This is a genomic window from Cupriavidus sp. 01L46 (assembly GCF_056399905.1).
Genome location: NZ_JBFTSF010000163.1, coordinates 1 through 14,034 on the forward strand (window position 1 = coordinate 1; position 14,034 = coordinate 14,034).

Annotated in this window: 13 protein-coding genes; 3 read left to right on the plus strand and 10 right to left on the minus strand. The window is 59.9% G+C overall.

Annotated elements, in window-relative coordinates; all coding sequences use genetic code 11:
* The 4 genes from AC1DS3_RS24645 to AC1DS3_RS24660 form a co-directional block, all read right to left on the minus strand.
* Positions 1–516, minus strand: a 516-nt coding sequence (locus AC1DS3_RS24645; protein ID WP_477128148.1) for a class I SAM-dependent methyltransferase, incomplete at its 3' end; no start/stop codon positions are given.
* Positions 517–665: 149 nt separating this feature from the next.
* Positions 666–1,457 (minus strand): alpha/beta hydrolase, encoded by a 792-nt coding sequence (locus AC1DS3_RS24650; RefSeq protein ID WP_441640147.1) that lies wholly within the window; start codon positions 1,455–1,457, stop codon positions 666–668.
* A gap of 40 nt (positions 1,458–1,497) precedes the next feature.
* Positions 1,498–3,546: an elongation factor G gene (fusA, locus tag AC1DS3_RS24655; RefSeq protein ID WP_441640121.1), complete on the minus strand. Its 2,049-nt coding sequence runs from the start codon at positions 3,544–3,546 to the stop codon at positions 1,498–1,500.
* A gap of 205 nt (positions 3,547–3,751) precedes the next feature.
* Complete coding sequence (locus tag AC1DS3_RS24660) at positions 3,752–4,150, minus strand: SgcJ/EcaC family oxidoreductase (RefSeq protein ID WP_441640120.1); 399 nt, start codon at positions 4,148–4,150, stop codon at positions 3,752–3,754.
* A gap of 400 nt (positions 4,151–4,550) precedes the next feature.
* Here AC1DS3_RS24660 and AC1DS3_RS24665 point away from each other — a divergent pair, with 400 nt between their 5' ends.
* Positions 4,551–5,042, plus strand: coding sequence for a hypothetical protein (locus AC1DS3_RS24665; protein WP_477128144.1), 492 nt, complete (start codon positions 4,551–4,553; stop codon positions 5,040–5,042).
* Between the two features lie 206 nt (positions 5,043–5,248).
* Positions 5,249–5,680: a hypothetical protein gene (locus AC1DS3_RS24670; protein ID WP_441640118.1), complete on the plus strand. Its 432-nt coding sequence runs from the start codon at positions 5,249–5,251 to the stop codon at positions 5,678–5,680.
* Between the two features lie 132 nt (positions 5,681–5,812).
* Here the strand turns inward: AC1DS3_RS24670 and AC1DS3_RS24675 are convergent, their stop codons facing one another.
* The 4 genes from AC1DS3_RS24675 to AC1DS3_RS24690 all read right to left on the minus strand — a co-directional run bounded on the left by AC1DS3_RS24675 (position 5,813) and on the right by AC1DS3_RS24690 (position 11,011).
* On the minus strand, positions 5,813–6,349 hold the full coding sequence (locus AC1DS3_RS24675) for a hypothetical protein (RefSeq protein WP_441640117.1): 537 nt from the start codon (positions 6,347–6,349) through the stop codon (positions 5,813–5,815).
* 152 nt (positions 6,350–6,501) lie between these two features.
* Positions 6,502–7,305: a lipid II flippase Amj family protein gene (locus AC1DS3_RS24680; protein WP_441640116.1), complete on the minus strand. Its 804-nt coding sequence runs from the start codon at positions 7,303–7,305 to the stop codon at positions 6,502–6,504.
* 218 nt (positions 7,306–7,523) lie between these two features.
* The gene (locus tag AC1DS3_RS24685) at positions 7,524–7,877 is read right to left on the minus strand and encodes a hypothetical protein (RefSeq protein ID WP_441640115.1); all 354 of its coding nucleotides are present in this window, start codon (positions 7,875–7,877) and stop codon (positions 7,524–7,526) included.
* A 140-nt stretch (positions 7,878–8,017) separates the two neighbouring features.
* Entirely contained in the window at positions 8,018–11,011 is a 2,994-nt protein-coding gene (locus AC1DS3_RS24690; RefSeq protein ID WP_477128145.1) for a KAP family NTPase, read from the minus strand.
* 665 nt (positions 11,012–11,676) lie between these two features.
* Here AC1DS3_RS24690 and AC1DS3_RS24695 point away from each other — a divergent pair.
* Entirely contained in the window at positions 11,677–12,045 is a 369-nt protein-coding gene (locus tag AC1DS3_RS24695) for a DUF1484 family protein (RefSeq protein WP_441633199.1), read from the plus strand.
* A gap of 175 nt (positions 12,046–12,220) precedes the next feature.
* On the opposite strand, the gene AC1DS3_RS24700 is transcribed toward AC1DS3_RS24695, so the two are convergent.
* Together AC1DS3_RS24700 and AC1DS3_RS24705 are read right to left on the minus strand one after the other, a co-directional pair.
* The gene (locus AC1DS3_RS24700) at positions 12,221–13,372 is read right to left on the minus strand and encodes a 50S ribosomal protein L11 methyltransferase (RefSeq protein WP_477128146.1); all 1,152 of its coding nucleotides are present in this window, start codon (positions 13,370–13,372) and stop codon (positions 12,221–12,223) included.
* A gap of 220 nt (positions 13,373–13,592) precedes the next feature.
* A partial coding sequence (locus AC1DS3_RS24705) for a LysR substrate-binding domain-containing protein (protein ID WP_477128147.1) occupies positions 13,593–14,034 on the minus strand: 442 nt, incomplete at its 5' end.

Below are 14,034 nucleotides of genomic sequence, written 5' to 3' on the forward strand. Positions count from 1 at the left end.
CATAAAAACCAGTTCTTGAGAATGGGGTCGACATAAAAACCAGTTCTTGAGAATGGGGTCGATCTGGCCTATTGCTTTGAGAAAGGCAAGACTTCTGTCGATTTGTACTTGTTCAGGAACGCGAGAAATCTTTTGTTTATCAAAGCTCAATTTGAAATTAAAACGTTTGAATGTGTCCATGAGCACTCCACTCGGCCTCAGGCCAATAAGTCTGGGTTCTGCTTGTAGTCTGCGCTGTGCGAAGGTGTCAAGGCCCGCGCCGAGGATGACATACTGACTAACCCCGGGGGCGGCCTGCTCCGCGACCAGATCCTCAATGAAGTGAGCATGAGCCACGATTGAAGCGCGAAAGGGACGCGTGAACTGCGGGTCCATATCCCCGCGGCTGCGCCAGCCCTCGTCCGGGGCCAGCAGCTTAAGGCCGATTTGGTCTTCCAGCACATGCGGCAGGGGGGCGGCCTCGACATGCAGTGCGCGCCACAAGGCGACGCGCGCGGCTGTGTGCCCTTTAGCGATTGACTGAGAACGCTTCGGTAGTCGACGCGGTCGTGGGGAAGGCTCGGATAGTTCGCGGCAGAACGACGCTGCCAACCTCATCCGTGCGTTGACGACTAGATAAGCCGTGAGTGCCCGGCCCATGCAATGTGGGTCGTGGCAGCGCCAACTCAATCCGCCCCGCCAAGCAAAAAACGAACGGCATCGCGCCACCAGCCTCCGTTCACCCGCTCAAACCAATCGTTGTGCTCGGCACCAGGCACCACACGCAACTGCCGGGGCGCTGTCAGCCCGTCATGCAACGCCACGCCAAAGCGCGCCGGGACGATGCTGTCGCGCTGCGCAACCACCACCACAACCGGCCGGTCGAACCGCGCCAGGTTGGCCGCGCTGTCATAGCGATCTCGCAGCAGCCACGACACCGGCAGCCAGGGATAGTGGTAGCCGGCAACATGCCGCAGCGTGTCCCACGGCGTGATCAGCATCAGGCCAGCCGTCTTGTCCCGCTGGCGCGCTGCGGCCGCGGCAGCAACGCCGGCCCCCAGCGATTCGCCGATCACCAGCAGCGGGGCGCCGTATTGCCGATAGGCCTGCGCGATGATCTGCTCGGCATCGGCCACAAGGCTGACTTCGCTCAACAGCCCCGGCCGCGGCCCGTAGCCCGGGTACTCGGCAAGGATCACGCGCACGCCCTGCGGTGCCAGCGCTGCGGCGTATGCCCTACGGTGACCGGCATGTCCGGCATTGCCATGGAACACAATCGCGGTGGCACGCACTGGCCCGCTGGGCTCGGCCACCAAGCCCTTGAAATCTTGCGAAGACGGCCACGCCCTTAGCCCGCCAGCAACCAGCTCCGGCAACGCCGCCTTGGCAGGAAAATACAGAAACTGGTCTTGCAGCGCCGCAAGGGCAGGGGACGGCAGAAGACAGCCGAGCCATAGCGCAAGCCCGACGGTTTTCATCGCCATGCCCATCGGGGCATCGCGGTATCCTGGCATCCCCTCAGTCCACGCTGCTGCCATGCGCCTTATGGTGCGACGCCATCAGCTGCTGCTGGGCAGGCGGCACGGCTTCGTAGTGACTGAGCTGGATCGTGTAGTTGCCGTGGCCGCCTGTGATGCTGTTCAGGCGCGATTGGTAGTCGTTCAACTCCGACAGCGGCACTTGTCCCGCAACGAGCACGCTATTGCCTGCCGCGGTGCGCGTGCCACGCACCTGGCCCCGCTTGGCGGAGAGGTCACTGATGATGTCGCCCATCGCCGCCTCGGGCATCGTCACCTCGATATCCACGATCGGCTCCAGCACGCTCGGCCGCGCCTTGAGCACGGCCTCGATAAAGGCCTTGCGGCCTGCAGCCGCGAACGCCACCTCCTTCGAATCCACCGAATGGCTCTTGCCATCGAACACGGTGACGCGCACGTCCTGCATCGGAAAGCCCGCCAGCGGCCCGCACTCAAGCACCTGGCGGATGCCCTTTTCCACAGCGGGAATGAACTGGCCCGGAATCGCCCCCCCCTTGACCGCATCGACAAACTCGAAGCCCGTGCCGCGCGGCAGCGGCTCCACGCGCAGCTGCACCTCGCCGAACTGGCCGGCACCGCCCGTCTGCTTCTTGTGGCGATGATGCCCCTCGGCCTTGCCGCCGATGGTTTCGCGATAAGCGATCTTCGGCGGGCGCGTCACCACCTCCAGCTTGTACTGGCCGGTCAGGCGCTCCAGCGCGCAACGCAGCTGGAGCTCACCCAGGCCAAGGATCACCGTTTCATTGGTGCCCGCCGGATGCTCGATGCGCAGGCAAGGGTCTTCCGCGCCAAGCTTCTGCAGGACCTCCGACAAGCGCTGCTCGTTGCCGCGGCGCGACGGCTCGATCGCCAGGCCGTAGATCGGGGTAGGAAAGTCCAGCGGGGCCAGGTGGATGTTGCCGTCCTCGCTGGCATCATGCAGCACAGCATCAAAGGCAATCTCGTCGATCTTGGCCACGGCGCAGATATCGCCCGGCCCAGCCTGCGACACTTCAACGCGCTCCTTGCCCTGCAGCATCAGCAGATGCGCCACCTTGAACGGCTGGCGCGCATCGCCGATAAACAGCAGGCTGTCGCGCGTGACCGTGCCCTGGTGGATGCGGAACACAGCCATTTTGCCCAGATACGGGTCCATGGTGATCTTGAAGACATGCGCCAGCACATGCTTGTCCGGCACCGGCTCGGCGCGAATCGCTACCTGGCGCTCGCCCGCATCACGGTTAAACAACGGCGGATTGCCCTCCGCCGGGTTGGGCAGCAAGCGCACAAGCACATCGAGCAGCTCCGCGACACCAGCCCCGCTGGCCGCCGAGGTAAAGCAGATCGGCACCAGGTGGCCCTCGCGCAGCGCCCGCTCGAACGGCGCATGCAACTGCTCCGGCGCAATTTGCTCGCCCTGCTCCAGATACAGCTCCATCAGCTGCGGATCGATCTCCACCACCTGATCGACCAGCGCCTCGTGCGCCGACGCCACCGACAGAAAATCCGCCTCGCCAGCCGGGTTAAAGAAGCAATCCACCACCTCGCCGCCTCGCCCCGCCGGCAGGTTGATCGGCAAGCACTCCTTGCCGAACGCCTCCTGGATATCGGCCAGCAGCTTGGGCAGATCCACCTTCTCCTTGTCGATGCCGTTGACCACGATCATCCGGCACAGCTTGCGCGCCTGCGCCCACGCCATCATGCGCCGGGTCGTCATCTCGATGCCGGTCTGCGCGTTGATGACGATGGCGGCCGTCTCCACCGCCGCCAGGGCGCTCATCGACAGCCCGGAGAAATCGGGATAGCCGGGTGTGTCCAGCAGGTAGATGCGGGTGTCGCGATAGTGGAGGTGGGCCACCGCGGTGGTGAGCGAGTGGTGGTACTTGCGCTCCAGCGGATCAAAGTCGCAGACCGTGGTGCCGCGCTCCACGCTGCCGGGCATGTGCAGCGCACCTCCCTTGTGCAGCAGCGCCTCGACCAGGGAGGTCTTGCCGCACCCCGCGTGCCCCAGCAGGGCGACGGTACGAATTGCATCGGGACTATAAAGCATGGTCGCCCTCGTCCGGCAATGGCAGTGAGATCATTATTGGCGATATGGGGTGGGAACGCCATGTGGGGTGAATCCTGATCTGGGGCGGGGTGGCGACGAGGTACGTGGTGGGGATGCGGGGAAGGGGACTGTGAGCAGGCGCTTATTTTGTAGTGCGCTGCACAATGACTGTTTCGCTCCTGCAATTCACTTGGCGATGCTGTCGTCACGGGGTGGCTGCCGTTTCCGCTGCCAGCAGGTTTGCGTCGCGGGTGAGCCGCCAACGGCCGTCGGGGTCTTTGCGCAGGATGGTGAGGGTGTAGCCGGAGCGGTGCATCGGAGGGTTGCCGTCAGGCGGCGTGACGGTCATGCGGATATGGTTGCGGAGGTAGGCCCAGTTGCCTAGGACTTGGACTTCCTGGATGTCGTAGGTGCCGTCGAACTGGAGGTTCTTCATGCCTTCGGAGGCTGCGGCGAACTCTTTCTTGCCGAAGGGCGGCTGGCGGGGGGCCATGAAGATGACGTCGTCGGTCATTAGGTCCAGGACGGCGGGGAGGTCGCCGGATTTGGTGGCGGTGAACCATGTGTTGACTACGTCGCGGATGGCGCTTTCATCTTGGGTCATGTTGGGTTGATCCGGTAGGGGTTGGGCCTAAGGATGGCACGTAGGGGACGGCGGCGGCAATGAGACCAGCTCGTTCGGAGCGTTGTGGAGTGAAGACGTCAGCTGCCGCTATCGGCCATAACGCGTCGCTCGGTATTCCCTTGCCTAAGACGTTTGGACGACTGGCGTACCCACAAAGCCGCCTTCAACGGCGGCTACGCACTTCGCCTCGTGCGTCAGGTTATCGCAGCATGCTACGGGCCGCATCGCTTGGCATCCTGTGTTTCCCAACGCACGCACAAGCCGGCCGCCCCTTGTTATTCTGTATGAAGCTGTGATGAGAAGAAAATCCGAAATTTGAGGGCCACTTTCTTCCCCCATCTCGTTTGGCTGCACTGTGCGGCACGTGGAAACGCGTTCTATGAGACAACTAGCCAAAATCCTTCTGCTCCTTGCACTATTTCCTATGACGGCTCTCGCTGCGGGTAGCTCGGAAATCTCTGCAGAGAATCTGATTGCTCGCATCGCCAAAGAGGGGGGCCACAAGGTGCTCTGGGATCTGTGGGAACACGAGAAGGACTTTGGCCACGTGCTATCTGGTATTGAGTCCGGCGACACATCGTGGCTAAAGGTTGCAAGCGCTCTTCGACCATTTTCAGATGCCGGCGTATCCCTAGCCCTCGACTATGCCGTGGCGTTTGCCCTCCCAAAAGCACCAAATCGGGTCTTAGCTTTGGTCGGTCATGGATTTGATTTGGCGAACATCTGCACCTCGCCTTTTCTCGAGCCAGAACCTGGGGTCGCTAAAGCATATGAKCGGAAATCACTAGCAGCGCTGTCCAAGGTCAAGTCACCCGCACTCGCCCCAATTGCGACCGCTTGCTCCAAGCGGGTTCGTCTGCCGGTCGGATGAACCTGCCCGCTGGATAGCGCTATCCGCCTGGAGCAATCATTCTCCGGCCAACTCGGCCGGGCAAGCGGCGGTTGTACATCGGAGGCGGTCGTTACGGCGTCTCGAGCTCAAAAGGCGGCTCAGGGTCGCGAACCCCGCCGGATCGGACGCCTGCAACCGGCTAAGAAGATCTATGACGTAGTGATCTTGGAAGCAAGGGAGGGCATATGAGCAAGGAGAGTGCAGCGACAGCCGCTCTAATAAAGGGGAGCAAGCTTGTTGAAGACGCCTTCGGCTATTGGCCAAGCTTCCATGACGCTGAAATAATAGGTCTCTCAATAAATTTCTCGAAATCCTGTAATACTTATGGTTCCGACGTTATCCTTTTAATCCATCATTGGGGGCAGGATAACCCTACCTTCACAGGAAATGAGCCCGATTGCATTATTGAAATCCGGTGCAGAGGACCATTATATGCAAATATTGAGATTCAGGATTCTGGGGCAGGCGGATGGATATCTGAGATCCGTGTAACCGAGGACTCTAACGGGCGCCTGCTCTTCGACATAACTCCACTATCCGGACTCGATGTTAGGATTAATTGCGCGTCTGTAGAAGTTATCGGCATCACCCCGATTACAGAGCAGCGATCAAGTTAGAGGAGAGATTTGTAGATATCGGGCTGGAACGGCCACAACCCTTAGCGGCCGGTAGCGACTCCCCCGAACGGTCATTTGCGAGACTAAATGCTGCAGGCGGCACGATGGCCGACAAGCCGTCGCAACGACTACTCACCGTACGAAAATAGTTAGATCGGAGGAAGTTGCGATAACGAGCGATCTTCCGGACGCCGAGAATCCGCATGCACGAACTTCCGACTCGAGAGCAATCTTGTGAAAGCTGTCCGGCTTGCCGTACAAAGAGCCAAATAACCATGAGTCCGGCTCAAACAGGAGAATACTCGTTGCGGGCCAGTTTAACGTGACGATCTCAAGAGACCAACGGTCCTCGGTTGCCAGCGGTAGACCTCCGCCATATAGGCCTGCCATTCGGATGACCTTGCCGTCAAGCGGTCCAATTCCTTGTGCCTCGAGGTGAAGGTAGTCTCCAATCTGGTTTGCATCGTCACGGGCAACACGCTTTCCCACGCGGCAATCGAATACGCCTCGCCCCTGGCTCGACACAACGAGAAGATGTTCGGACTCTCTATCGAAGCCTACTGATTCAAGCCCCCCCACTGCAAATACACTTGCTTTTCGCCACGGCAGAGGAGGCTCCTTGATTTCGGCTTGGCAAATCTTGTCTTTCAGAGGGCGTAATTGGTCCATGACATACTGCTGGTCAGCGCCCATCGGCTGCGGGACGCTAGTTTTTCTGAAGCTTCAGAGCTAGCTTTGATCCGGTCAGAGAATACTCTAACGGCGGCTATTGGCCGAACTGAGCCACTGATCCGCACATCGGCGCAAGCCTAGCTCATCAATCAGAGTACCGCCGCAACATAGGCAATCAGGCCCGCTGCGGGGACAAAGAGCAGTTGCGCCAACAGAGTACCTGCCAGCCGACTTCCGACCAGACAAACCACGGCCTTCCTGAATTGCGACTGGGTAACCTTTCCCTCGACGACATCATCGGTCATCGCAGACATATATGGGTCGATGAACAGCGCCATCGCGATGGTCGCACCTCCATTGATGATCGACGACAACGTACTTGAGGTGACCCTCACGTTCGGATCGAGATAACCTGCGTATAACGACGCAAAAACCCCGACAGTCCACAGTGCGACAGCGATGATATTGAGGCAGATCACCGACGGTGCTATACCGTGCCCCCGGTGCGCAGCGACGATGTTCGCCTTCGCTGGCACCGTGGCCGCGTCTTTGATATAGCTGATGCCTCCCTTGAAGAATCCATGCAGGATTAGCTTTGGGATTGAGCGATGAACCTGAAAGTGGAGAACAGCCCTACTAAAGACACGCTGAAAGGTCGGGATGAGGAAGGCACCGAAGAGCGTCGCCAGTGCGGCGGCCATCAGTAACCATCTAAAATCCATCACCAAATTCCCGGCACTCTCCCCCATAAGGTTTGTCTCCACACGCTTGGCCAAAAATGGGCCGAGGAAGGAGTTGGAAGTACGGGAAATGAGCATCATCACGCTGAACAGCGCAAAGGAGACGGCGATGCGTCCTGTGCGAACACCTGCAATTCGGATGGAATAGGCCAACGTCCCGATCAGGTGGATCACAAAAGTGAGAAAGCAGATGAAGAAGAGCCGGAGATCCATCGGTATGGCCTTCCTTTTCTTGTCTGCGGGGGCAGGTTCGTTGCGAATCTAGGACTGCTGCGGCACTTTACCAGATGCCCTCCTACGGATTCAGTCCCTAAACAGACCTGCGCTTCCGATCTAACGGCCGTTCCTGGCCGGCAAGCGCCCTCCGTCGGTCGCTCCCCGGTCGGCTCTTCTGCCGACCCGAAGCGGTCGCACGGCTATTCCACAAACGGTCACTCAAAGTCCAATGCGATCTCTGCGGTGGCCTTGTACCAGCTCACGAAGTTTTCGAATTCGCCAGAGCATTCCCACCCTGGCGTTGCGAAGTCGTGAACGATCTGCACTCGTTCGCCCTTACCCGCCTCCCAACAGGCTATGTCATCGCTACCCATATCTCGGAAGAAGGGAACCAACTGCCTATCGGGGTATCGTTTGGCCAGTCCTTCTAGCCGAACGCGGAGCCATTTTCCCTCAAGTAGCTGCCACGGATCCAGATTGAGAATATTCAGTTCAACTGCCCGGACAAAGTGGCGCGGATACGCAAACCATGATGGTTGCTCAGTTTCATTAAGTAAATTGGGCTTCACGTAGGCGCCAGCGCCCCGTCGTTTCCGGCGACTAGTGTCGAGGGTATCGCAGACCGTACCGGCTCATCGTGAGGTTTAGATATCCTGAATGCCGGCTGCACCGAGTCGGCGACGTGGGCTCAACGCCCGGCCGACCCTGCTTAAGACGGGTTTGGAAGAAGCTCGTCGGACTCACCCTCAACCGCCTTTGCTTCGTCGACCAATTCATCAAGTACTGTGAAGACTCCAGCCAGATCTTCGCGATACGAAGCTACGTAGTTGGGTGTTACTACGTACCGCTCTTCGACTTGCAGGACTCGTTGGCGAATGAGTTCCCGGTGTTGACTCCAGTACCGTCCCATCTCCTTCGGATCAAAACCTCCTGGAACCCCAGCTTTGGACGCAAACCAGCCCTGTTCATCTCCGCCCGCAAAGAATGAGTTACTCAAATGCGACAGACAGTGGTCGAGGAAATGGAAGACGTTGTCCTCGCGGATGTCGGGGTTGAAGCAGGCGCCAAACACGTACTCGTTCATCTGCCTTGCTATGCCGCCACTATCACCAGCCCCACACTCGTCGTAATGCCCGCAGCCCACGCCTGACCCAGTTGGGGGCAGTGCATTGCTCAGTTGGTAGACCACGAAGGACTTGACGGCAGAGCGCGCCGAGGAAATGCGCTGGGCAAGCGAAGCTGCACCTTGCTCGGATTGCTCGCCCCTTGAAGCCTGCTGATCAAGTTGAGACGAAGCTTCGCCGAGAAACTCTTCAACTGGGGTATCACTGACTTCTGAAAAGAAATTTCGCCGCGGATCAATGTAGGTTCGCTTGAACAGCGCGAAGACCTCCTGGGACAGTCTTCTCATTCCGATCAATGCGAGATTACTGACCAAACCTGTTGTCGCAGCACTTCCGTCCTGATGGACAATGAGAGCGGAATGCAGGTTGTAGTTCTGTCCTTGACGATCTGCGGAGCATTGGAGCCTGAACAACATGAGATCGTTCCAGCCGAGGACGCCGCGATCGCTGCCGGCTATACGTTGGATTAGCCCTTTGCCTTCATGGGAGTGTTCGCCGAAGATCCGCCACGCGATCTCTATGACGTTCTCTGCGGTATTCGGAAGACGACGGCCCGATGTTCTCCCCCAGCCGGCTCGATCCAAGAGCCGCAACAGGGAGTAGATCGACCTCTGCCGCAATCCGCGATCATCGTTCTCGATTGCCGCGTAGCGCGGCAAATAGTCGACGAGCGTGTCAATGGCTTCTTCCGCGACAGCGCGAGTGAAGTCATAAGATTGATTGACAAGCACCCTCCAGAATTGATCGTGCGCACGCTCCCCGCGTTCCAATCGAAAGTCCGGCGACGTCAGCACCGATGCTATAGACGCCCCATTCCGAACTCGTTCCACGGCTTCCTGGTAAAGAACAAATGTCTCCTGTGGCTCTGGTGTTGCGAACCGCACAATGAGCTTGAGGTACCCCTCCAGATTCCTGACGTTCTCATGGTTGAAGCACGCGCGCGACCTCAGGACTGCCTCCTCAACATCGCTCCTATCACCAAGCGCCAAACTCCCCACGTCGAAAAGCTGCGTCAATAGGAACTCTGCCGTCCCTTGTCGCTCCGCCACCAGCTTCGAGAACTCAGCAGAGTTCTTGAACCCTGGCTCGCCGTACTCGCGACGCACGGCAAAAATCCCGCAACGTCCCTCCGTTTCTTCGGAGTAGATACGTCTGAACAACCCAGGGTAGTTMAGAYGCAAGAGCATGAGGTTGATGAGGTCGCACTTGTTGAAGTCCGTCCGACCTAAGTCGCTCTTCTCGATTTGCATGAGAAGCATGGCGTTGATGAAGCGCTTTACCTTGCGCAGGTCGCCGACAAGAGGTAAGTACTTCGCCGCTAGGTCACCGTCGAGAATACTCGCCAACTCGTTGAGCACTGAGCCGAGCTTCAGCATCGTATCGGAAGGAATCGATCCCAGTTGGTTGTCTGCGCGTTCCCAGTTCCTTCGCAGGAAGTCCCGAATGTTCGAACTGTCAACGAACAAGCTCAACTTGACTGTCACAAATTTCTCAAGGAATTCTCGCGCTCTCGAACCCTCCTCCTGGCTTCCGGCAAGTACCTCGGTGTCGTAGCAGAGGACATAGGTGGCCTGCGACAGCTTGAACGTCCGCCGCGTTGCAAACAGAACGTTGTTCGTAGTCCTTGCGTCCAAACGATCAAGGTCGTCGATGACAATGATCACGCGGCGGCCGATGCGCCTAAGCACCGCGTCGATGTCATCGAGCAGTTCATCAACGGTCTCCTGCGACGGTTCCAACGAAAGCTTGAAGCCAAGGAACGAAATGTCGGCCTTTCCTTTTATCAACCGGGAATACCGCGACGCCGCCGGCCGAAACTCTGGAGCAAAGACCTTTCGTTGAATTGCGGCGGACAAGTCGCGAATCAAGCGGTCCGCAAGGTCAGGTTCTGATGCGTATCGAAGAGGTTCGAATCGACAAACAATGGCCCTGTCTTCCGCTCTTGCCCAGTAACGCTCAGCAAGGTTAATGAAGCTTGTCTTGCCGACTCCCCATGGCCCGTCAACCCCAAAGACGAGCCCTTGGTGGGCGCCGCTTGCAAGAACAGTCTCCGCGAACGACTTGGCTTGCGCTTCGCTTGCAAGCAGATCTTCTTTCTCGTCTCCGATTTCCTCATCTGCAATGAAATACAACTGTGGGGTCGTTCTTTTGGGTCTCGGCCAGTACTGTTGAACCAGTGGCGACAACAGTACGGAGCTGAGCAGAACGAAGACCGCTGGCGCCCAAAGAGGATCCGCATTGTTGAGTGCTGCATGCACTTTAGCCAACCAAGGCGAGATCAACTCGTTCGTCCAGATGCCGATGCCGATCGCGATCAGTAGATCGAGGCGGAGGCTGCGGCCCATCCGCGCAGCAGCGCTGTGCGCGCCCCGCTCAACTGAGTAGATCAGGCACAGCAGCAGGCCGGCCAGTACTCCACCGGTCGTTGCCCAGAGGGGTACATCAGACAACGTCTGAGCGAAGTTCGCACCGAGGTAGAAGGCGGCCCGCCAAACCTCCGCACCTACGAAGCCAAAGGCGAGCGACTTGGCGAAGACCAGTAACTCGGGCATCTTCATCGTTGGCTTGGTAGCCGTCATCGATTTGTCCTCCGTGGTGCCGCGCGATCTCCTCGCGCACTCGCCGACACTGCAGCCGACGCTAACACTCTACTCGCGCGCAGTTGGCCCGCTTGACCGTCACTGACGGGCGTCAGCTAAGGTAACACTTAGACCCGTAGTCCGAAAAGCGGAGCCCAGTCTGAAGTAGCCGTTTGGTCGAACTGCTCCTAGCCGAGAAGGCGACGGTGGCAAGCGGAGAGCCTTACGCGGCAAACTGAAGTCCGCTCCTGACCTCGGATCACTTCGGTTCGTTGCTGCGATCATGGCGGGTACGGCGATCTATCGATTCGAACTCCGCCGGCGCGGTCCGAGTACGCGCTGATAGCCAACACGGATCTTGACGTAGCCCACAGCATAGCCCTCGCCGATTGACACCCTCCCACACCTCCCCGACAATCCCCCAATCGCCTCAAACAAAGGTGATCGGGCGTGGAAACCCGGAAAACGTAGGCGGACAGCCGCTATTTGCGGCTTTTTTGTGTCCGTGCGTTCGTGCGCGCGTAGTATGACTACGGCGGGCCGAGCGGGGCAGCTTTCGGGCTGGCCGGTTTCCTACGTTTCCGGTATTTCCACCCTCGCTGCGGGCCCGCCACCCTCACGTGGAAATGAGAGACGGGTCTTCCAACCCAAACTAGGAAGCCGCTATGTCTGACACCTTCGCTCGCTCCGAGCAAACCACCTTCCGCGATCCACCCGAGCGCACGCTCACCCTCTCCCGGCAATCCGACCTACTAGCCGACCTGATCCGCATCACCTTCCCCGCAGACACCCCCACAAAGCTAAGCGTCCAGGAACTAGCCTACCAACTAGACGCGCTGCGCAACGACGCTCAAAGCATCGCGCAGGAAAGCTGTGCCGACTTGCTACGCGTAAGCGCAGGCCTTGGCTCCGTTCTGAGATTGCTGGATTACGACAGTGACGAGGTAGAAGACAGTCACGGGCTGCATTGCTTGCTGACGCCGTTGAAGCAGCAGTTGGATGCGGCTTTGAACCGGGTGCAGGGGTTGCTTTGAGGTAGGGGGTGGGGGGCTTGTGGAAGGGTGAGATTCGTCGCTCTTGCTGGCTCCCGCCCCTCTCCCCCGCCCCTCTCCCGCAGGCGGGAGAGGGGAGACAACAGAGCGGAGGTTGAAACGGCTCTGGTGTCTTTGAACCAAGGCGACGAGCGTCGCCCGGTTTATCGGCTGCAGCTTACTTGATACCCAAGCGCCACAACGAAGTCACCTCAGCCGCGCGCGCGGCGTGCAGCGGGTCGGTCATGTCCGCTGCCTTCGGGTGGTTCGGCTTCACTTCCAACCGCCCCAGCACCTTCAGCCCGGCTTCATCAATCCAGCCCAGCAACTGGTCCCGCGTGCGCAGGCCCAGGTGTTCAGCCAGGTCCGACAGCAGCAGCCAGCCTTCGCCCTTGGGTTCCAGGTGATCCGCCAGCCCGGCGATAAAGCCCTTCAGCATCTGGCAGTCCGGGTCATACACGGCGCGCTCAATCGGCGAGTTGGGGCGTGCCGGCACCCACGGCGGGTTGCACACCACCAGCGGGGCGCGGCCTTCGGGGAAGAGGTCGGCTTCTACCACTTCGACCTGGGCAGCGGCTTTCAGGCGGTGGATGTTGTCGCTGGCGCAGGCGAGTGCGCGCGGGTCCATGTCGGTGGCGATCACGCGTTTGACGCCGCGCTGGGCTAGCAGGGCGGCCAGCACGCCGGTGCCGGTGCCGATGTCGAAGGCGAGGTTGAGGGCGCCGGCGGGTAGCTGGGCCTTGGCCACCAGGTCGATGTATTCGCCGCGCACGGGGGAGAACACGCCGTAGTAGGGGTGGATGCGTTCGGCCAGGGCGGGGATTTCCACGCCTTTTTTACGCCACTCGTGGGCGCCGATCAGGCCGAGGAGTTCGCGCATGGATGCCACGTAGGGGGCGTCGACCTCGCCGTAGGCTTCGAGGCAGGCTTCGCGCACGTCGGGGGAGCGGCGCAGGGGCACGAGGTGGTCGGCGTCGAAGGGCAGCAGCAGCATGGAGAGCGTGCGGGCGCGCTGGGACTGGGCCTGGCGGTGCAGGTGGAAGGCTTCGGTGGGGGTGGGCTTGGCCTTGGGCACCTTGGCGGCCTTGGCGGCTTTCTTGGGCTTGTCGGCGCGGCKGGCCAGGGCTTGGAGCAGCTGGCGGGCGTTTTGGAAGTCGCCGCGCCAGAGCATGGCAGTGCCTTCGCAGGCGAGGCGGTAGGCGGTGTCGCCGGTGGTGGTGTCGTCAGCGATGACGACGCGCTTGGGCGGGGGCGTGCCGGCTTCGGATTGCCAGTTTGCGCTGCGTTCTTCGCCGTTTTCGGTCCAGTGGATGGTAGCTTGCTCTGTCATAGGGTCTTTCTGGCTGCCTGGGGCGGCCAATGGGTTGTGCTGCGTTGTGCTGATAAGTCTGGCCAACCGGGGTTGGCCATTCAAGGTGATCCGTCCCCGCGGTGCGCCGGTGGCTTATCCGGGGCGCCGTGGCGGGGCTGGCATGGCGCGGCTGGTGGCGGTCTCTCTGTCTCTATCTATGTCTATGGTCAGCCGCGCAGGATTGGGTAGGGGTGATGCGTCAGAGTTCGTAGGCTTCGTGTTCGCCTGACATGGCTTGTTCTACCAGCTTGCGGTTGAGCGTTGGGGAGAACAGCTCAATAAAGGTATACACAAAGCTGCGCAGGTAGGCGCCTTGCTTGACAGCCAGGTGCGTCACATTGGTGCCGAACAGGTGCCCGGCGGGGATGCCGCGCAGGTTGCGGTCGCGCTCGGCGTCAAAGGCCACGCCGGCGACAATGCCGACGCCCAGGCCGATTTCTACATAGGTCTTGATGACGTCGGCGTCGATGGCTTCCAGGATGATGTCGGGCTTGAGGTGGCGCAGCTCGAAGGCTTTGTCGATCTTGGGGCGGCCGGCGAAGTTGGGATCATAAGTGATGAGTGGGTAACCCATCAGGTCTTCCAGCGCCAGGTGCTTTTTTTCCAGCAGGGGGTGATCGGGGGGCATGACGATCACATGC

Bases quoted from the DNA above. Each gene is read 5' to 3' on its own strand.
- AC1DS3_RS24650 (WP_441640147.1), bottom strand. From the start codon at position 1,457: ATGAAAACCGTCGGGCTTGCGCTATGGCTCGGCTGTCTTCTGCCGTCC.
- fusA (WP_441640121.1), bottom strand. From the start codon at position 3,546: ATGCTTTATAGTCCCGATGCAATTCGTACCGTCGCCCTGCTGGGGCAC.
- AC1DS3_RS24660 (WP_441640120.1), bottom strand. From the start codon at position 4,150: ATGACCCAAGATGAAAGCGCCATCCGCGACGTAGTCAACACATGGTTC.
- AC1DS3_RS24670 (WP_441640118.1), top strand. From the start codon at position 5,249: ATGAGCAAGGAGAGTGCAGCGACAGCCGCTCTAATAAAGGGGAGCAAG.
- AC1DS3_RS24675 (WP_441640117.1), bottom strand. From the start codon at position 6,349: ATGGACCAATTACGCCCTCTGAAAGACAAGATTTGCCAAGCCGAAATC.
- AC1DS3_RS24680 (WP_441640116.1), bottom strand. From the start codon at position 7,305: ATGGATCTCCGGCTCTTCTTCATCTGCTTTCTCACTTTTGTGATCCAC.
- AC1DS3_RS24695 (WP_441633199.1), top strand. From the start codon at position 11,677: ATGTCTGACACCTTCGCTCGCTCCGAGCAAACCACCTTCCGCGATCCA.